This is a genomic window from Chromobacterium violaceum ATCC 12472 (assembly GCF_000007705.1).
Lineage (GTDB): Bacteria > Pseudomonadota > Gammaproteobacteria > Burkholderiales > Chromobacteriaceae > Chromobacterium > Chromobacterium violaceum.
Map to the genome: position 1 here is coordinate 3,279,137 of NC_005085.1, position 17,574 is coordinate 3,296,710.

14 protein-coding genes are annotated in these 17,574 nt (G+C 66.8%); 7 read left to right on the plus strand and 7 right to left on the minus strand.

Annotated features, from left to right (window positions below):
• Positions 1 to 2 precede the first annotated feature (2 nt).
• From fliR to CV_RS14760, 4 genes are all read left to right on the plus strand, one after another.
• Positions 3 to 782: a flagellar biosynthetic protein FliR gene (fliR, locus tag CV_RS14745; protein ID WP_011136552.1), complete on the plus strand. Its 780-nt coding sequence runs from the start codon at positions 3 to 5 to the stop codon at positions 780 to 782.
• Complete coding sequence (flhB, locus tag CV_RS14750) at positions 775 to 1,914, plus strand: flagellar type III secretion system protein FlhB (protein WP_011136553.1); 1,140 nt, start codon at positions 775 to 777, stop codon at positions 1,912 to 1,914. Before fliR ends, flhB begins: the two co-directional genes overlap by 8 nt.
• Entirely contained in the window at positions 1,911 to 4,001 is a 2,091-nt protein-coding gene (locus CV_RS14755; protein ID WP_043596403.1) for a flagellar biosynthesis protein FlhA, read from the plus strand. The genes flhB and CV_RS14755 overlap by 4 nt, the downstream gene beginning before the upstream one ends.
• Positions 4,002 to 4,312: 311 nt before the next feature.
• Positions 4,313 to 5,176, plus strand: coding sequence for a helix-turn-helix domain-containing protein (locus CV_RS14760; RefSeq protein WP_011136555.1), 864 nt, complete (start codon positions 4,313 to 4,315; stop codon positions 5,174 to 5,176).
• Positions 5,177 to 5,244: 68 nt separating this feature from the next.
• Here the strand turns inward: CV_RS14760 and CV_RS14765 are convergent, their stop codons facing one another.
• The 3 genes from CV_RS14765 to CV_RS23050 form a co-directional block, all read right to left on the minus strand.
• Positions 5,245 to 6,960, minus strand: coding sequence for an ATP-binding response regulator (locus CV_RS14765; protein ID WP_011136556.1), 1,716 nt, complete (start codon positions 6,958 to 6,960; stop codon positions 5,245 to 5,247).
• A gap of 11 nt (positions 6,961 to 6,971) precedes the next feature.
• Positions 6,972 to 7,460 (minus strand): hypothetical protein, encoded by a 489-nt coding sequence (locus tag CV_RS14770; protein WP_052262886.1) that lies wholly within the window; start codon positions 7,458 to 7,460, stop codon positions 6,972 to 6,974.
• 205 nt (positions 7,461 to 7,665) lie between these two features.
• Positions 7,666 to 8,784 carry a flagellin gene (locus CV_RS23050; RefSeq protein ID WP_011136558.1) on the minus strand — a complete coding sequence of 373 codons (1,119 nt, stop codon included), beginning with the start codon at positions 8,782 to 8,784 and terminating at the stop codon, positions 7,666 to 7,668.
• A 211-nt stretch (positions 8,785 to 8,995) separates the two neighbouring features.
• Here CV_RS23050 and CV_RS14780 point away from each other — a divergent pair, with 211 nt between their 5' ends.
• The 3 genes from CV_RS14780 (at position 8,996) to CV_RS14790 (ending at position 12,972) form a co-directional block, all read left to right on the plus strand.
• The gene (locus CV_RS14780) at positions 8,996 to 10,252 is read left to right on the plus strand and encodes a serine carboxypeptidase (protein ID WP_011136559.1); all 1,257 of its coding nucleotides are present in this window, start codon (positions 8,996 to 8,998) and stop codon (positions 10,250 to 10,252) included.
• A gap of 66 nt (positions 10,253 to 10,318) precedes the next feature.
• Positions 10,319 to 11,713, plus strand: coding sequence for a CoA transferase (locus CV_RS14785; protein ID WP_011136560.1), 1,395 nt, complete (start codon positions 10,319 to 10,321; stop codon positions 11,711 to 11,713).
• Positions 11,714 to 11,778: 65 nt separating this feature from the next.
• Positions 11,779 to 12,972: an MFS transporter gene (locus tag CV_RS14790; protein ID WP_011136561.1), complete on the plus strand. Its 1,194-nt coding sequence runs from the start codon at positions 11,779 to 11,781 to the stop codon at positions 12,970 to 12,972.
• Here the strand turns inward: CV_RS14790 and CV_RS14795 are convergent.
• The 4 genes from CV_RS14795 to CV_RS14810 all read right to left on the minus strand — a co-directional run bounded on the left by CV_RS14795 (position 12,969) and on the right by CV_RS14810 (position 17,565).
• A complete protein-coding gene (locus tag CV_RS14795) occupies positions 12,969 to 13,979 on the minus strand; it encodes a substrate-binding domain-containing protein (protein WP_043596409.1) in 1,011 nt (336 codons plus the stop codon). The two genes, CV_RS14790 and CV_RS14795, sit on opposite strands and share 4 nt — an antisense overlap.
• Positions 13,980 to 14,126: 147 nt before the next feature.
• A complete protein-coding gene (gene rbsB, locus CV_RS14800; RefSeq protein WP_011136563.1) occupies positions 14,127 to 15,062 on the minus strand; it encodes a ribose ABC transporter substrate-binding protein RbsB in 936 nt (311 codons plus the stop codon).
• A 59-nt stretch (positions 15,063 to 15,121) separates the two neighbouring features.
• Positions 15,122 to 16,060 (minus strand): ABC transporter permease, encoded by a 939-nt coding sequence (locus CV_RS14805; protein WP_011136564.1) that lies wholly within the window; start codon positions 16,058 to 16,060, stop codon positions 15,122 to 15,124.
• Positions 16,057 to 17,565, minus strand: a complete 1,509-nt coding sequence (locus CV_RS14810) for a sugar ABC transporter ATP-binding protein (RefSeq protein WP_011136565.1) — start codon at positions 17,563 to 17,565, stop codon at positions 16,057 to 16,059. Before CV_RS14810 ends, CV_RS14805 begins: the two co-directional genes overlap by 4 nt.
• Between the last annotated feature and the right edge of the window lie 9 nt (positions 17,566 to 17,574).

Consider the following 17,574-nt stretch of genomic DNA (forward strand, 5'->3'; position numbering starts at 1 on the left):
CGATGCAGGGCCTGTACGCCCAGCTGCTGGATCTGGTTCCCGCCGTCTGGTGGCCGTTCTGCCGGCTGATGGCGGCCTTCGCCATCGCGCCCTTCATCGGCGACGCGGTGGTGCCGATGCGCGCCCGCGTCGGCCTGGCGCTGGCGCTGGCCGTCGCCTGCATTCCCGGCATGCCCGCCCATTCGCCTATCGACCCGTTCACGCTGCACGGCGTCGCCGCCAGCGTCGAGCAGGTGGTCATCGGCCTGCTGTTCGGCCTCGCCTTCCAGCTGACCTTGTCGGTGCTGGCGCTGCTCGGCTTCCTGCTGTCGTCGCAGATGGGCCTGTCGATGGCCATCATGAACGACCCCGGCAACGGCAACAGCTCGGACGTGGTGTCCAGCCTGCTCTACCTGTTGGCCGCGCTGCTGTTCTTCGCCATGGACGGCCATCTGGTGCTGGTGCAGGTGGTGTACGCCAGCTTCCGCGCCTGGCCGCTGGGCGGCGGCATCCCGCAGGCTTCGCTGCCGGTGCTGGCCGCCAGCGTCGGCTGGGTGATGTCGGCGGCGATGATCCTGGCCTTGCCGGTGGTGTTCGCCACCTTCGTCGTCCAGGCCGGTTTCGGCATGATCAACCGCGTGGCGCCGGCGCTGAACTTGTTCTCGCTGGGCTTCCCGGTGGTGACGCTGTTCGGCTTGTCCACGCTGACCCTGCTGATGCAAGTGCTGCCGCCGCAATACCTGAGCCTGAGCGAGCAGACGCTGCGGCTGCTGAACCGCCTGCTGGAGATCGGCCATGGCTGAGGCGCGGCAGGACGACAAGACCGAAAAGGCCACGCCCCAGCGGCTGCGCAAGGCCCGCGAGCAGGGCCAGGTGCCGCGCTCCAAGGACCTGGCCGCCGCGCTGGGCCTGCTGCTGGCGCTGAAGATGATGTTCTGGCTGGCGCCGGGCTGGCTGGACGATTTCCGGCAATTGTTCGCGCTGGCCTTCGCCTCGCTGTCCGGCCAGGGCGCGCTGGAAAACAGCTTGTCCAAGCTGTTCGGCGGCACCCTGCTGCTGCTGATCAAGATGCTGGCGCCGCTGGCCGTCATTCCGCTGACCATGCTGCTGCTCAGCCTGTTTCCCGGCGGCTGGGTGTTCGTGCTGAACCAGATCAGCCCCAAGTTCGAGCGGATGAACCCGCTGGCCCACCTGTCGCGGCTGGCCTCGCCCAAGCACGCCAGCGAGATCGGCAAATCCATCGCCAAGGCGCTGGTGCTGGGCTGGCTGCTGTACCGCGTGGCCAGCGATGCGCTGCATGACTTCTTCGCGCTGCACAGCATGCCGCTGCTGCCGACGCTGGCCGGCGCCGCCGACCTGCTGCTGTCCTGCCTGCTCAAGCTGGCCGCGGTGTTCCTGCTGTTCGCGCTGGCCGATCTGCCGCTGCAGGTGTTCCTGTTCCTGAAGCAGCAGCGGATGAGCAAGCAGGAAATCAAGGAAGAGCACAAGAACACCGAAGGACGGCCCGAAGTGCGCCAGCGCATCCGCCAGCTGCAGCAGCAGATGGCGCAACGCGGCGTGCGCAAGGCGCTGCCCGGCGCCGACGTGATCATCGTCAACCCCAGCCACTACGCGGTGGCGCTGAAATACGACGAAAACCGCGCCGAGGCGCCGTTCATCGTCGCCAAGGGCGTGGACGAGATGGCGCTGTACATCCGCCAGCTGGCGGAGGAAATGAAACTGACGGTATTGCCGCTGCCGCCCTTGGCGCGCGCGGTGTACCACACCACCCAGGTCAACCAGCAGATCCCCGCGCCGCTATACCGCGCGGTGGCCCAAGTGCTGACCTATGTTTTGCAACTGAAGGCGTTCCAGGCGGGTAGCCGCCGCAGCCGGCCCACCCTGCCGGACCTGCCGGTCCCCCGCGAACTGTCCGATCCCGAGCCCGCATCATGAACTCGCTGACCAAACTGCTTGCCGACATCGGCCGCCACAAGCTCGCCGCCCCGCTGTTCCTGCTCGCCATCCTGGCGATGGTGATGCTGCCCCTGCCGCCCTTGGCGCTGGACATGCTGTTCACCTTCAACATCGTGCTGGCCATCATCGTGATCCTGGTCAGCGTGTCGGCGCGGCGGCCGCTGGACTTCTCGGTGTTCCCCACCATCATCCTGGCCACCACGCTGCTCAGGCTGTCGCTGAACGTGGCGTCCACCCGGGTGGTGCTGCTGCACGGCCACGAGGGGACCCACGCCGCCGGCCGGGTGATCGAGGCCTTCGGCAATGTGGTGATAGGCGGCAACTTCGTCGTCGGCATGGTGGTGTTCGTCATCCTGATGATCATCAACTTCATGGTGGTGACCAAGGGTGCCGAGCGGATCTCCGAGGTGTCGGCCCGCTTCACGCTGGATGCGCTGCCGGGCAAGCAGATGGCGATCGACGCCGACCTCAACGCCGGCCTGATCAACCAGGAGCAGGCGCAGCAGCGGCGCCGCGACATCGCCACCGAGGCGGATTTCTACGGCGCGATGGACGGCGCGTCCAAATTCGTCCGCGGCGACGCCATCGCCGGCATCCTGATCCTGATCATCAACCTGTTCGGCGGCGTGGCCATCGGCGCGCTGATGCACAATCTGTCGATGGGCGACGCCTTCCGCCAGTACGCGCTGATGACCATAGGCGACGGCCTGGTGGCGCAGATTCCGGCGTTGCTGCTGTCTTCCGCCGCCGCCATCATCGTCACCCGCATCAACGACGAGGCCGACATGCCGCAGCAGGTGGGCAGCCAGATGCTGGCTTCGCCGACCGTGCTGATGAGCGCGGCCGGCATGATGCTGGTGCTGGCCATCATCCCCGGCATGCCGTGGCCCACCTTCCTCGGCTTCGCCGCGCTGCTCGGCTACGTGGCCTGGCGCATGCACGCCCGCCGGCCGGTCGCCGCCAGCACCCTGAACCAGGCGGCGGTGAAGTCGGCGCTGCAGGGCGAATCCGAGATCGAGCTGGAATGGAGCACCCTGCCCTACGCCGACACGCTGGGCATCGCGCTCGGCTACAAGCTGGTGGCGCTGCTGGACGCCGGCCAGGGCGCGCCGCTGACCAAGCGCGTCAAGGGCGTGCGACAGAGCCTGTCCGAGCAGATGGGATTGCTGCTGCCGACGGTGAATCTGCGCGACGACCTGCGTCTCAAGCCTTCCCAATACGCGATCCAGATCTCCGGCAACACCGTAGCCGAGGCCGAGGTTTACGCAGACCGGCTGATGGCGATTCCGTCGCCCGACGTTTACGGCGAGGTGGACGGCATCCCCGGCATCGACCCGGCCTTCGGCATGCCGGTCACCTGGATCGCCCTCGCCGACAAGAGCAAGGCGCTGGGCCTGGGCTATCAGGTGGTGGATTGCGCCAGCGTGATGGCCACCCACCTGAACAAAGTGATGCGCGAGAACCTGGCCGAGCTGTTCCGCCACGACGACGTGGCGGCGCTGGGCGAGCGGCTGGCGGCGCTGGCGCCCAAGCTTGCCGCCGCGCTGGGCCAGGCGCTGACGCCGGTGCAGCAGCTGCGCGTGTTCCGCCAGCTGCTGCAGGACAATGTGTCGCTGAAGGACATCGTGCCCATCGCCACCGCCCTGCTGGAAGCCAGCGACGCCAGCAAGGACCCCATCATGCTGGCGGCCGAGGTGCGCTGCGCGCTGAAACGCCAGATCGTCCAGGCCATCATCGGCCCGCGCGACGAGATCCGGGCCTTCAACCTGTCGGCCGACCTGGAAAACCTGCTGCTCTCCGCGCTGGGCCAGGCGCAGCAGACCGGCAAGCCGCAGCTGGACAGTTTCCCGATCGATCCCAACGTGTTGCAGCAGCTGCAAGCCAATATGCCGGTGGTCCGCGACCAGATGAAGCAGCTGGGCCAGGCGCCGGTGCTGCTGGTGATGCCCCAGATCCGCCCGCTGCTGGCCCGCTACGGCCGGCTGTTCGCGCCCGGCCTGCACGTGCTGTCGTACAACGAAGTGCCGGAAAACCGCCAGGTCAGCCTGACCGGCACCTTGGGCTGACGCGCTCGCATTTCTTGCGCCGGATGCCTGCCATCCGGCGCGAATCCCCCGGCCCTTTCAGGCCAGACCCTCCCCATCATGCCGCTTAGTGCATGATATTCATGGCCTTAGGCCAAAAATTCCGCGATTTCAATTGATGAAATGGGCCAGCTGCCCCTGAAATACAGGCGTACCTTTTCGCATGTTGTGAAAATGCAAATGCATGTTTCGCAAAATTAGGAAAAATTGCCAGTATGAGCATTTTTTGCACACATGTCGGCCGCATGGATGCTAGGATCGCCAATATGAAAATCATGTGACGGGACATCGCCATGACCACCCCCAAGTCCGCCAACGAAATCATCTGCGACAACATCCGCAAGCAGCTGGACCAGTTCCGCTGGCCGGAAGCGCAGCAAGCCAGCCTGATCGAACAGATCCTGGGATTGAGCACCTCCCAGGCATACCGCAAGCTGAACGGCAGTAGCCCCTGGCAGCTGGCCCAGGTGGAGCGCCTAGCCCAGTACTTCAACCTCCCGGCCTCCAGCCTGCTGGTCGACCACAGCCAGCAGGAAGGGCAGAGCCCGATGGACAACGAACTGCTGCCGGCCATCCTGCACCTGAACAACCAGAGCGGCGAGGCCCATTGCTGGATACAGCTGGGCGAACAGCTGGCCGACGACTCCTGCGCGCCGCTGTTCCTGGCCAAGCGCCTGCACGACTGTTGGCATGTGTTCCCCGGCACCCTGTTCGACGGCGAGGACGGCTACGAGGTCGGCTACCTGACCATACGCCCGCCCAAGCGCGCCAACACCAAGCGGCTGCTGGTGGCGGTCCTGGACGACAAGGACGCCGACCTGCTGTCGGCCATCCTGGTGCAGCAAGGCCTGTTCGCCCTGCCCTACCATCAGCCGCAGGCGCTGTTGCAGGCCTTGCAGCACGAGGAGTTCGACGCCTTCGTGCTGGACTGGGTGCTGGGCGAGCCCACCAGTTGCATGGAAGTGATCGAGACCATACGCAGCCACTCGTCCACGGTGCCCATCGTGGTGCTGACCGGCTACGCGCTTGAGCATGAAAGCGAGCTGTCGCGCGCCTTGCAGACCCACGGCGTCTACTACATCGGCAAGCCGGCGCCCGGCTCCATCCTGGCGCTGCAGATCAAGAACATGGTCACCAACGCGCTGGAACATGCCTGAGCCTCGCTCAAGCCGATAACAAAACAGGCTCCGCACGGAGCCTGTTTTTTTGCCCTGCCGCCTTTGCGCTACAGCGGCAGCGCCGCCAGCGCGGCGCGCAGCTGGCCGCTGTCGAAAGGCTTGCGCAGCCTGGCGGCGAACCAGCCTGCGCGCGCGTCGGCGAATTCGTCGGGGTCGGCGCTCATCGCCAGCATCAGCGGCCGCTGCGGCTGCTTGCGCGCCAGCTCCGCCAGCTGGTAGCCGCTGTCGCCGCCCAGCTGCATGTCCAGCAGCAACACGTCGAAACGCTGTTGCACCAGGCTGCCGGCCGCTTGCGACAGCGTCGCCGCGCAGGATACCTGGTAGCCCTCCTGGCCCAGCAGTTCGGCGATCGAGCCGCGGATCTCGTCGTCGTCCTCGACCACCAGCACGCTGCGCCCCTGCTCGCTCTCTCCCACCGCGCGCAGCGGCAGCCTGACGGTGAACACGGAACCCGCGCCCACCGCGCTTTCCATTTCTATGCTGCCGCCGAACAGGCGCACCAGCTCCTTGACGATGGACAGGCCCAGGCCGCTGCTGCCGGGACGGCGATTGCGCCCCTGGCTGAACGGCTGGAATATCCTCTGCCTGTCCTCGTCGGCGATGCCGATGCCGGTGTCGCTGACCTCCAGCCACAGTTCGGAATGATCGGCGTCGCTGACGCCTCGCGCCTTCAGCGTGACGCCGCCCTGATCGGTGTAGCGTATCGCGTTGGACACCAGATTGCCGACGATCTGGCGCAAGCGGGTCTCGTCCAGCAGCGCGCGCTCGGGCAGGCCATCCTCTTCGTAGCGCAGGGTCAGGCCCTTGGCGTCCGCCAGCGGCTGCATCACGTCGATCACCGCTTTCAGCGCCGCGGACGGCTTGACCCGGCCCGGATTCAGCCGCAGCTGCATGTTCTTGATCGCCGAGATGTCCATGATGTCGTGGACCTGGCTGGTCAGCTGCGCCATGCCGGCCTTCATCCGCTTGAGCGCCAACTGGGCGGCCGGCTGCGGCATCACCGCGGGCTCCACCAGCTCCATGCACATCTGCATCGATTGCAGCGGGGAGCGGATCTCGTGGCCCAGCGTGCCCAGAAAGGTGGTTCGGTCCAGCTCCAGCGCGACGGTGGCCTGGTGCGCCGCGCGCTCCTGCTCGAGCAGCGACTGCCTGACCTCGGCCAGCTCCTTCACTTCGCGGAAGCGCATCAACACCAGCAGCACGCCGCAGATGCCGCCGCACAGCACCAGCTGCAGCATCAGCATCTGCGAGCGCTGGCTGGCCAGCGCCCTGGTGCGCGCCACGCGGGTAGACACCTCGGCTTCGCGGCTCTGCACCGCGAAATTGGCCAGCACCGGGCGCAGCGCGTCCATGCGCACCACCATGCGGCGCGCCCAGTCGGGCGTGATCCGCAGCCAGCTCTTGTCATGGATCAGCGGCCCCAGCGCGCCGACCAGCGCCTCGAAGCCGGCCACCCGGCGCAGTTGGCGGTGCACCAGCACGCTGTCCGGCGCCTCGAACACCTGGTAGCGGCTTTGCAGCAACTGGAACTGCGCGCCCGGATCGAACGACGAGGGCTCGGCCGCGTAGCCGATCAGCTCCGCCCGGGTCTTCTCCAGCTCGATGTGCAGCTGCGCCACCGTCCAGTACAGCTGCTCGCTCTTGCCGCTGTCTATCAGGGCCTGGCTGGCGCGGTCTATCCGGTAGAAATTCCAGCCGGCGGCCAGCAGCAGCACCAGCAGCGACAGGATCAGCCACCACGGCGCCTGCACATAGCGCTTCATGCCGCCCAGCCTCACATCACCTCCATCGCCTCGACCTGCCATACCAGCTTGGCGTCCAGCGGCGGGCCCTTGTCGGCGTCCGGCATGGTCTGCAATGGATACATCAGCCACAGCGGACCGTAATGGGCGACATCGAAGGGCTTGTTGTCGATGCGCCGCGCCAGCACCACGCTCTGCTTGCCCAACTCATCGACCGAGATGTCGTAGCGGTAGTAGTTGATCGCCAGCACCCTCACCATGGTGCCCTTGGCCTCCACCTTGGCCAGGATGTCGCGCACCAGCGGCCCGCTGAAGCGCACCGAAGGCGTCCAGCTGGTGGAGGTGGTGAAGCTCACCTGCTTCAACTTGCCCAGGTCGCTGTCGCGGAACTGGTAGACGCCGCGCTTGGCGTCGGTGAAGCGCCCGATCTTGCCCGAAACCGTCAAAACCACGGGATCGCCGCCCGCCAGCGCGGGCACGCTCAGGCAGAGGCCTATCAGCCAGCACAGGGCCTTACGCATAGCCATCCTCGAATCGCAGATAAAAAACGGCCAATTATATTCATCCCCGCCCCTTCGCAACCAGTCCTAAGCGAAGAAAACCCCGCCCGCGCCACACTTTGCAACCATTTTCTACCACGCGGCCCAAGCGGCGGATGGAAAAAGCAAAAAGCCAGTGGCGGACCACTGGCTTGCATCGCCGCGGCGCAAGGCCGCGCGTCGATGATTACTGCAGCAGGGACATGGCCAGGCTGCTCATGCTGCCGCTTTGCTTCAGCATGGAGGTGCTGGCTTGCATCAGCATCTGCTTGGCGGTCATGTTGGAGCTTTCGTTGGCGTAGTCGGTGTCCATGATGCGGCCCTTGGCTGCCAGCGTGTTGTTGTTCACGTTCGACAGGTTGTTGATCACGTGGTCCAGACGGTTGGCGTTGGCGCCCAGCGCGGAGCGCACGGTGCCGACGGCGTCCAGCGCGGCGTTGATGGTGGTGATGGTGTCGGACTTGCCGATTTCGGTATTGGCGACAGCGGCGTCGATCGCGGTCTTGGCATCGGCGTTCTTGGAAGCCTCGGCCAGGTAGCCGTTGTCGTATTGAGCCTGAGCGTCGGCCTTGGCCTTTTTCTCGGCGTCGGTGCCGCTAGCCATCGCGGTGATGGCAGCCTGGTCCTTGCCGCCTGCGGCGGTTTTGGCGGCGGCTTCCGCTGCAGTCTTGGCGGTGGCGTCCAGTACGCCGTTGGCAGCGGTAATCTGCTTATCGCGCTTGGCCTTGTCGGCGGCGGCCTTCTCGTCGGCGGTCATCGTCTTTTCGTAGTTGGCCGACACCTTGCCCAGCGAGTCGTCCAACGACTTCATATTGCCGCTCAGATCCACCGACATGGTTTCTTCTGCGGCGGAACCGATCTGGAAGCTCAGGGCGCTGGCCACTTTGCCGCCTTGCAGCAGCTTCTCGCCGCCGAAGGAGGTGTTCTTCATGATGTTGGTCAGTTCCTTGCCCAGCTGGTCGAACTCTGCCTGCATCGCGGTCTTGTCGGCTGCGGTGGTGGTGCCGTTGGCGCCTTCGGTGCCCAGGTCCTTCATCCGTTGCAGGATGTTGGTCACTTCGTTCAGCGCGCCTTCGGCGGTCTGCAGCATGGAGATGCCGTTCTGGGCGTTCTTCATGGCGACGGTCATGCCGCGGCTTTGGGCGTCCAGACGGGTGGCGATCTGCAGGCCGGCGGCGTCGTCCATCGCGGAGTTGATGCGCAGGCCGGTGCCCAGGCGGGTCATGGAGGTGGACAGCGCGCCCTGGGTGCTGTTCATGTTGGACTTGGTGTTCAGTGCCGCGATATTGGTGTGCAGGCTCAGCATGGAAATGCTCCGTCAGGTTTGGTTGGGTAAGCGGCATGGCTGCCGTTACCCTTGCAAGGCGGCGCTTATCGCAGCGAACTTAAATCTCAACAAGACGTGAAAAATCACACTGGATTTTATCAAGCGGCCACATCGCTTCGCGCAATGTCTATAACATAGTCATCACGGCCAGGCCCCCGGGTCCCCACCGTCGTGCGGAGATAAACCGTCGATGAACGTGCAATCGAATCCTTTCCTGTTCGAAAGCGCCGCCCTCAGCCATCTGCCCGGCTTCGGCGCGGTCCGGAGCACCCAGCTCGCCGGCTATCTGTCCGTCGGCGACTCGGCCGGAGGCTGGCTGTATTTCTGCTTCAGCGAAGCGGGAGACCATCCGGAGCAGGCCCCGCTGCTGGTCTGGATCAACGGCGCGCCGGAATGGAGCGCGCTGGACGCGCTGCTGGACGAGCACGGCCCCTATCTGCTGGACCCTTCCGGCCGCATCTATTCCAACCCTTTCGGCTGGCACCATCATGTCAACCTCCTGATCATCGAACAGCCGCTGGGCCATGGCCTGTCCTTCACCACCCATCCGCGCTACCTGCCGGAAAGCCACGACGAAGCCAGCCTGCAGCTGTACCACGCGCTGCAGGAATTCCTGCTGCGCTGGCCGCGCTACCGGGAACGGGACTGCTACCTGTTCGGCAACGCCGCGGCGACCCACACCATCGCGCGCCTGGCCCACCGCGTGCTGGACGGCAACAGCGGCGGCCAGCCGCAAATCTCGCTCAAGGGGCTGGGACTGGGCAACGCCCAGCTGGCGCCCGACATCCAGCTGCCCAGCCATATCGATTACGCGTATCAGCACCGGCTGATCAATCTGGACGAACGAAACCACGCGCAAGCCGGACTGGACGAGTTCAACCGGGCCCACGCCTCTCCCATCGCCTTGCAGCAGCAATCGGCGGGCCGGATAGCGGTCGGGATAGAGCGCTATATCCAGCAATGCTGCGGCCGCGATCTGCACGATATCCGCCATCCGCCTCAGAAGCCGTCCAAAGCGCTGAGCGAATACCTGAAAAAGCCCTCGGTGCAACAGGCTCTGCACATCGACCCCCGCTCCAATAATGAATTGCAGCCGCATTCCAGCCTGATGACCGAAGCCATATGGCAGGAAAGCTCATCCCATTTGCTGCCCATGCTGCTGGATCAATTGAAGGTGCTGTTCTTTCACGGCGAATGCTGCATGACGGGGAACTACCTGGGGCTCGACGCCTGGTTCAATACCCAATCCTGGTCGCAGGCCGACGCCTTCCGCCGGCAAAAGCGGCAGGCCTGGCGCCCCTATGGCCTGGCTGCCGGCCTGATCCGCAGCCATGGCAATCTCAGCCAGATCATCATCCAAAACGCCGGGCTGCGCGTGGCCAGGGACCAGCCGGCTGCCGCGCAAGCGATGCTGCGCGACTTCCTGGCCGGAGACGCCCCCCAATAAGGACATATGCATTGACCGGCAGGAAAGCGCGGGTTGTAATGCGATATCCACCATCCGGGGAAACCCATGCCCGCGCTCGCCCTTCGCGCAGTCCGCCAGCTCTGGCTCGACTGCGGCCTCGACGCCTCCGCCCTCTCCCAGCTTGAACTGAACGACGGCGGCGCCATGCTGCCTTCTTCCTTCGCCATCGCCGCCGCCGCGCAGGCGTCGATAGGCGCTTGCGGATTGGCGGCGGCTGAATTCTGGCGTCTGCGCGGCGGGGAGCTGCAGACGGTCGGCGTCGACGCCAGCCATGCCGTCGCGGAATTCCGCAGCGAGCACTATTTCCGCGTCGATGGCGCGCTCCCGGCCGACCCCTGGGACAAGATAGCCGGCATCTATCGCTGCGGAGACGGACGCTGGGTGCGCATCCACACCAACTTCGCCCATCACTGCCGGGGCGTGCTGGATCTATTGGGCTGCGAATACGACAGGGATGCGGTGGCCGGCGCGCTGGCGACCTGGTCCGCCTTCGATTTCGAGGACGCGGCCGCAGAGCGCGGCCTGGTCGTCGCCGCGCTGCGCAGCTTCGCCGAATGGGATGCGCATCCGCAAGGCCGCGCCGTCGCCGCACTGCCGCCGCTGACCATCACGCGGATAGGAGACGCGCCGCCCTTGCCGCTCCCGCCCTCTTTCCGTCCGCTGCAAGGCATCCGCGCGCTGGACCTGACCCGCATCATCGCCGGCCCGGTGGCCGGACGCGCGCTGGCCGCCCACGGCGCCGACGTACTGCGCATCACCTCGCCGAACCTGCCCACCATAGCGACGCTCGATATCGACACCGGACGCGGCAAGCGCAACGCCGGGCTGGACCTGACGACGGCAGCGGGCCGCGAGGCGCTGCGCGCCCTGCTGGCCGACGCCCATGTCTTCATCCAGGGCTACCGGCCGGGAGGCTTGGCCGCGCTGGGTTTCTCTCCCGAGGATGCCGCGCGCCTCCGCCCCGGCATCGTCTACGTTTCGCTCAGCGCCTACGGCCATACTGGCCCCTGGGCTGGGCGCCGAGGCTTCGACTCGCTGACCCAGGCCGCCAGCGGCTTCAACCTGGCCGAAGCCGAGGCCGCCGGCAGCGATGCGCCCCGCGCGCTGCCGGCCCAGGCGCTGGACCACGGCGCCGGCTACCTGGCGGCGCTGGGCGCGATCGCCGCGCTGCACCGCCAGCGGGCCGAGGGCGGCAGCTGGCACGTGCAGGTGTCGCTGGCCCAGACCGGCCATTGGCTGCGCGGCCTGGGCCGGGTGGCCGGCGCGATGGATCGGTCCTTGCCGACGCTGGACGATGTCCGCCCCTGGCTGGAAGAGCGCGACTCCGGCTTCGGTCGCCTGCTGGCGGTGCGCCACGCCGCCCGAATGGCGCTGACGCCGGCGCGCTGGGACCTGCCGTCGATGCCGCTGGACAGCCACGTCCCAGGCTGGGCTGGCTGAAAAGACAGGTTTCACCGCAGCCGGCCTCGCTAAAACTGGCAGTTTCGATACTCGTCGAGGCAGGGATGAAAACCAACAAGTACCTGATCGAAGCGCTGCTGTTTTCCAGCTATGTGCTGTTCGGCATGAGCTGGGCCGGCGGCAGCGCCTTCATTCCGCAGATCATGCGCGAACTGGGCGTGCACGACCTGGCCGCCGGCTCCCACATCAGCAACGCCGTGGCCGCCGCCAAGCTGCTGGGCACCTTCGTCGCCGCCGGCATCTTGTCGCGGCTGCTGGCGAAAAAGGCGGTGGCGCTGGCCATGGCGCTGATGGCGCTGGGCGCGCTGACGCCCTTCGTGCACAGCTACCCCTGGCTGCTGCTGGTGCGCTTCCTGATGGGACTGGGCGGCGCGCTGGTCATCGTCTATTTCTCGCCCATCGTCATGCAATGGTTCGCGCCAAGCGAGCGCCCATTCGTCAATGGCTTGAATTCGGTGGCCTTCAACATCGGCACCGCCGCCATCCTGTTCGGACTGCCGGCCATGCTGGGCTGGTTCCAGGACTGGCAGACCACGCTGCTCGCCATTTCGCTGGGCAGCGTGCTGTGCCTGGCGCTGTGGCTGGTTTTCGGCGCGGATGGCGCGGCGGAAGCAAAGCAGGCCGACTCGGGGCCGCGCCATACGCTGTGGCAGGGGCTGAAGGAGCGCTTCAACTGGCTGCTGGCCTTCACCTACAGCGGCACGCTGTCCTTCTACGTGATCCTGTTCAGCTTCTACCAGAACGCCGGCATCCAGCAGGCGAAATACGTGGTGCTCGCCGGACTGGCCGGCACGGTGGCCGGCATCTGGCTGGCCAGGCGCGTGACGCGCCGGCTGCCGCTGCTGCGGCTGTCCGGGCTGCTGCAACTGCTGGCGGTGATCGGCCTGCATGCCCAGGTTTGGGGATGGAGCGACGACGCGGGGCTGGTCACCGCCGCGGCGCTGGCGGCCGGCTTCTTCATCTTCCTGCCCATCACCAGCCTGGTGACGCTGGCGCAGGAGCAGCCGGGCATGACGCCGGACAAGGCGGCGGTCACTTTCAGCCTGTTCTGGTTCCTCAGCTATCTGCTGGCCACGGTGGCGCCCTACCTGTTCGGCAAGCTGGTGGACCTGCGCGGCGGCGATTACGGGCTGGCGATGGCGTTCGCCACGCTGCTGTCGTCCACCTTCCTGCTGGGCTCGCTGCTGATGCGCGAAACGCGGGAGCCCGCCGCGCGCCAGGCCGCTCAGGGCGCTTAGATACGGCGCAAATTAAGGCTGGCCGGCACGCGCAGATCGCGCTCGGCCAACGCCTCGCCCTGCAGTAGCGCCAGCACCTGGCCCAGGCTGGCCTCGGCCAGCGCGCGGCTGTCCTGGCATATGGCGTCCACCGGCAGCGGCAGGCAGTCGAGCAGCGGATGATCGTCGAAAGTGAGCAGATATCGCGGCGACTCGCGCAGCCGATGCCGTTCGCGGATGAAAGACAGCACGCCCTCCAGCAAGGTGATGGACGCGGTGAACAGCGCGCGCGGATAGCGCCCGTGGCGGGCATGCCAGTCGGCCATCATCCGGTAGCCGGATTCGCGCTGGAAATCCCGCTCGGCCACCCAGTCTGCGCCCTCTTCCAAACCCGCGGCTTGCAGCGCCTGCCGGTAGCCAGCCAGGCGCTCGCGGCTGGCCGACAGTTCCGGCTGGCCGCCAAAGTATGCCAGCTCGTCCACCCCGCCGGCCAACAGCGGGGACAGCAGCCGGGCGACGCTGTCGCCGGAGTCGGTGACCGCCGACGGGATGCCGCTGCCGGGAATATGGCGGTCGGCGAACACGAACGGCAGCCGGCCGGTCCAGGGCTGATAGCGCGCGGCGTCGCCGCTGCACGGCACCACGATCATGCCGTCCACCTGGCGCGCGGCCAGTTGGCCGATGCCGTCGCTCTCCCGTTCCGGGTCTTCGTCGCTGGTCACCATCAGCAACTGGTAGCCCCGTTCGCGGCAGCGGTTCTCCAGCGCCTGCGCCAGCGCGGCGTGGGTGGAGTTGGTCAGGTCCGGCACCACCAGTCCTATGCTGCTGCTGCGCCGGCTGCGCAGGCTGCGGGCCTGCTGGGAAGGCTTGAAATGGTGCTCGCGCGCCACCCGCTCCACTTTTTCCACGGTGGCCGGCGAGATGCGGTAACGCTCGGCATGGCCGTTCAACACCATGCTGGCGGTGGTGCGCGACACGCCGGCCAGGGCGGCGATGTCGTCTATGGTCAGGCGTTTGAAGCTGCTCATGAGGCGGACCGGGCGATGAAAGCGAAATGATAATCGCAATACGGCGAAACGGGACCGCGCGCCTTGCGCCGGCCCCGTTGCCGCACCGCGTCTCCAGCGGGTAGAACCCCGGCCGCCAAGCGGCGGCCGGGGTTCTGTCTGCGGGCTTTACTGATGGACCAGGTTCAGCGGCACCGGGATGAACTTGTCCACCTTCTGGCCGTCGGCCAGCTTCTTGGCGGTCTGCACGCCGTACTGGCCGATCAGCGCCGGCTGCTGCTGCACGGTGGCGGACAGCGTGCCGCCCTTGACCGCGGCCACGGCGTCCGGCGTGGCATCGAAGCCCACCACCACCACGTTCTTCAGGCCGGCTGCCTGGATCGCCTTCACCGCGCCCAGCGCCATTTCGTCGTTGTGCGCGAACACGCCCTGGATGTCCTTATTGCCCTGGATGATGTTTTCCATCACCGACAGGCCCTTGGCGCGGTCGAAGTCGGCCGGCTGCTTGGCCAGCAGCTTGACGCCGTCCTTCTTGTCCACCACCTGGTGGAAGCCCTCGCCGCGCTCGCGGGCGGCGGAAGAACCGGCGATGCCTTCCAGCTCGACGATGCGGCCCTTGCCGCCCAGCTTGTCCAGCAGGTACTTGCCGGCCATCACGCCGCCGGCGATGTTGTCGGACGCGATGTGGGCGCTGACTTCCGCGCCGTTGACGCTGCGGTCCAGCGACACCACCTTGATGCCCTTGGACGTCGCTTCCTTCACCACGTTGGCCACGGCGGAGGAGTCGGTCGGGTTGATCAGGATCACGCTGACCTTCTTCTGGATCAGGTCTTCCACGCTGGCCTGCTGCTTGGCCGGATCGTCCTGGGCGTCGACGGTGATCAGGTTGACGCCCTGTTTCTTGGCTTCGGCCGCCGCGCCGTCGCGCAGCTCGACGAAGAACGGGTTGTTGAGCGTGGACACCGCCAGGCCGACGGCGATCTTGCCGTCTGCCGCCGCGGCGCTGGCGTCGCCGGCCGGCGCGCCGCCCGGGCCCTGCTTGGAGCAGGCGGCGATGCCGAAGGCCAGGATGCCGGCCACGAGCGGAGTAAGAATGCGTTTCATGCTGATGCTCCCTGAGAAATGGAATGATGCACTGCATTGAGCGGCGCGCGCCGCCATCGTCACTTCTTGTTGCTGCGATCCAGCAGTACCGCCAGCAGGATCACCGCGCCCTTGATCACCTGCTGGTAGAACGAGGACACGCCCAGCAGGTTCAAGCCGTTGTTGAGCACGCCGATCAGCAGCGCGCCGATCAGAGTGCCGAAAATCCAGCCGCGGCCGCCGCTGAGGCTGGTGCCGCCCAGCACCACCGCGGCGATCGCGTCCAGCTCGTAGCCGGTGCCGGCAGTCGGCTGCGCCGAATTGAGGCGCGAGGTCAGCACCACGCCGGCCATCGCCGCCATCGCGCCGGAGGTGGTGTACACCCACAGCTTGACGCTGTCCACCTTGACGCCGGACAGCCGCGCCGCCTCCTCGTTGCCGCCGGTGGCGTACAGGTGGCGGCCGAACACCGTCTTCTTCAGCAGGAACCAGAAGCCGGCGAACAGGATCAGCATCCACACCACCGGCACCGGGACCAGGCCGGCGACATAGCCGCCGCCCAGCATGGAGAACAGCTCGCTGTCGAAGCCGGTGATCGGGCTGCCGTTGGAAAACACCAGCGCCAGGCCGCGCAGGATGGTCATCGACGCCAGCGTGGCGATGAACGGCGCCACCTTGCCCTTGCTGACCACCAGGCCGTTGAACAGGCCCATCGCCGCGCCGGCCAGGATGCCCAGCAGCGTCGCCAGCATCGGATCCACGCCTGCGCGCAACAGGGTGGCGGTCAGCACCGAGGACAGCGCCAGGATGGAGCCGACCGACAGGTCAATGCCGCCCAGCAGGATCACCAGCGTCATGCCGAAGGCGATCAGCGCGTTGATCGACACCTGGCGCATCACGTTCAGCAGGTTGTTGACGGTGAGGAAGTCCGGACTCATCACGGACAGGCCGACGGCCACCAGCACCAGGGCGATGAAGGGGCCGAGGCGTTGCAAATTGGCTTTCTGTTGCGGGGTCATGCTTGCTTCCTGGTTTCGGAGTGAACGGCGCCGCCGGTCGCGGCGGCCATCAGGGTTTCCTGGCTGCAGCCGGCGGCGTCGAAGATGCCGGCCTGGCGGCCTTCGTGCAGCACCAGGATGCGGTTGCTCAGCGCCAGCACTTCCGGCAGCTCGGACGACACCATCACGATGGCGGTGCCGGCGGCGGCCAGCTGGTTGACGATGTGGTAGATCTCGGCCTTGCCGCCGACGTCGACGCCGCGCGTCGGCTCGTCCAGCAGCAGCACCTTGGGCGGATTCGCCAGCCATTTGGCGAACACCACTTTCTGCTGGTTGCCGCCGGACAGCGACTTGACGTCGAGCTCGGCGTCGCGGGCGCGGATGCGCAGCTGAGCGATCAAGCCGTCCACCGCCCGCTTTTCCTCGGCGGCGCTGACCACGCCCAGCCGGGCGTACTGGTCCAGATGCACCAGGGTCGCGTTTTCGCGCAGCGACATGCCCAGCACCAGCCCCTTGCTTTTGCGGTCTTCGGGCACGAAGCCCAGGCCGGCGGCGATGGCGTCGCCCGGCGCGGCCACTTTCAATTCCTTACCGTCCAGCTCGACGCGGCCGGCGGTGCGGCGCTTGGCGCCGAACAGCGTCTTCAGGATGTCGCTGCGTCCCGAGCCCATCAGCCCGGCGATGCCCAGCACCTCGCCGGCGCGCACCTCGAAGCCGATGCCGGCGATCATGTTCTCGTCGGCCAGGTTCTCCACCTTCAGCCTCACCTCGCCCGGCGCGGCCTCGCGCTTCGGATAGCGGTCGCCGATCTCGCGCCCCACCATCATCCGCACCACTTCGTCGAAATCGGTGCGGGCGATTTCGCGCTCGCCGACGAAGCAGCCATCGCGCAGCACGCTGATGCGGTCGCAGACGCGGAAGATCTCTTCCATCCGGTGCGAGACGTAGACGATGGCCGCGCCGTTTTCCCTCAGCTGGGCCATCAGCTCGAACAGCCGGTCGATCTCGCGCTCGGTGAGCGCCGCCGTCGGCTCGTCCATGATCAGCACGCGGGCGTTCAGCGCCAGCGCCTTGGCGATCTCCACCATCTGCTGCTGGCCGATGGACAGGCTGCCGGCCTCGGCGTCCGGATCGATGCCGCCGGCGCCCAGCGCCTCCAGCTGCGCCCGCGCCTCGCGCCGCATCGCCGCGTAGTCGATGATGCCGAAGCGGGACGGCTCGCGGCCGAGAAACAGGTTCTCCATCACCGACAGCTGCGGAATCAGGTTCAATTCCTGGTGGATGATGGCGATGCCGGCCGCTTCCGCCGCCTCGGTGCTCCTCAGTTCGGCCTTGCGGCCGTCCAGCAGGATCTCGCCGGCGTCGGCGCGGTGCACGCCGCTGAGTATCTTCATCAGCGTGGACTTGCCGGCGCCGTTCTCGCCCATCAGCGCGTGGATCTCGCCGCCGCGCAGCGTGAACTCCACGTTCTCCAGCACCTTGACCGGCCCGAAAGCCTTGCTGATGCCGCGCATGGTCACTTGCATGGTCGGCTC

Bases quoted from the DNA above. Each gene is read 5' to 3' on its own strand.
- CV_RS14770 (WP_052262886.1), bottom strand. From the start codon at position 7,460: ATGCGTAAGGCCCTGTGCTGGCTGATAGGCCTCTGCCTGAGCGTGCCC.
- CV_RS14755 (WP_043596403.1), top strand. From the start codon at position 1,911: ATGAACTCGCTGACCAAACTGCTTGCCGACATCGGCCGCCACAAGCTC.
- CV_RS14780 (WP_011136559.1), top strand. From the start codon at position 8,996: ATGAACGTGCAATCGAATCCTTTCCTGTTCGAAAGCGCCGCCCTCAGC.
- fliR (WP_011136552.1), top strand. From the start codon at position 3: ATGCAGGGCCTGTACGCCCAGCTGCTGGATCTGGTTCCCGCCGTCTGG.
- CV_RS14760 (WP_011136555.1), top strand. From the start codon at position 4,313: ATGACCACCCCCAAGTCCGCCAACGAAATCATCTGCGACAACATCCGC.
- CV_RS23050 (WP_011136558.1), bottom strand. From the start codon at position 8,784: ATGCTGAGCCTGCACACCAATATCGCGGCACTGAACACCAAGTCCAAC.
- rbsB (WP_011136563.1), bottom strand. From the start codon at position 15,062: ATGAAACGCATTCTTACTCCGCTCGTGGCCGGCATCCTGGCCTTCGGC.
- CV_RS14805 (WP_011136564.1), bottom strand. From the start codon at position 16,060: ATGACCCCGCAACAGAAAGCCAATTTGCAACGCCTCGGCCCCTTCATC.
- CV_RS14790 (WP_011136561.1), top strand. From the start codon at position 11,779: ATGAAAACCAACAAGTACCTGATCGAAGCGCTGCTGTTTTCCAGCTAT.
- CV_RS14810 (WP_011136565.1), bottom strand. From the start codon at position 17,565: ATGCAAGTGACCATGCGCGGCATCAGCAAGGCTTTCGGGCCGGTCAAG.
- CV_RS14795 (WP_043596409.1), bottom strand. From the start codon at position 13,979: ATGAGCAGCTTCAAACGCCTGACCATAGACGACATCGCCGCCCTGGCC.
- flhB (WP_011136553.1), top strand. From the start codon at position 775: ATGGCTGAGGCGCGGCAGGACGACAAGACCGAAAAGGCCACGCCCCAG.
- CV_RS14765 (WP_011136556.1), bottom strand. From the start codon at position 6,960: ATGAAGCGCTATGTGCAGGCGCCGTGGTGGCTGATCCTGTCGCTGCTG.
- CV_RS14785 (WP_011136560.1), top strand. From the start codon at position 10,319: ATGCCCGCGCTCGCCCTTCGCGCAGTCCGCCAGCTCTGGCTCGACTGC.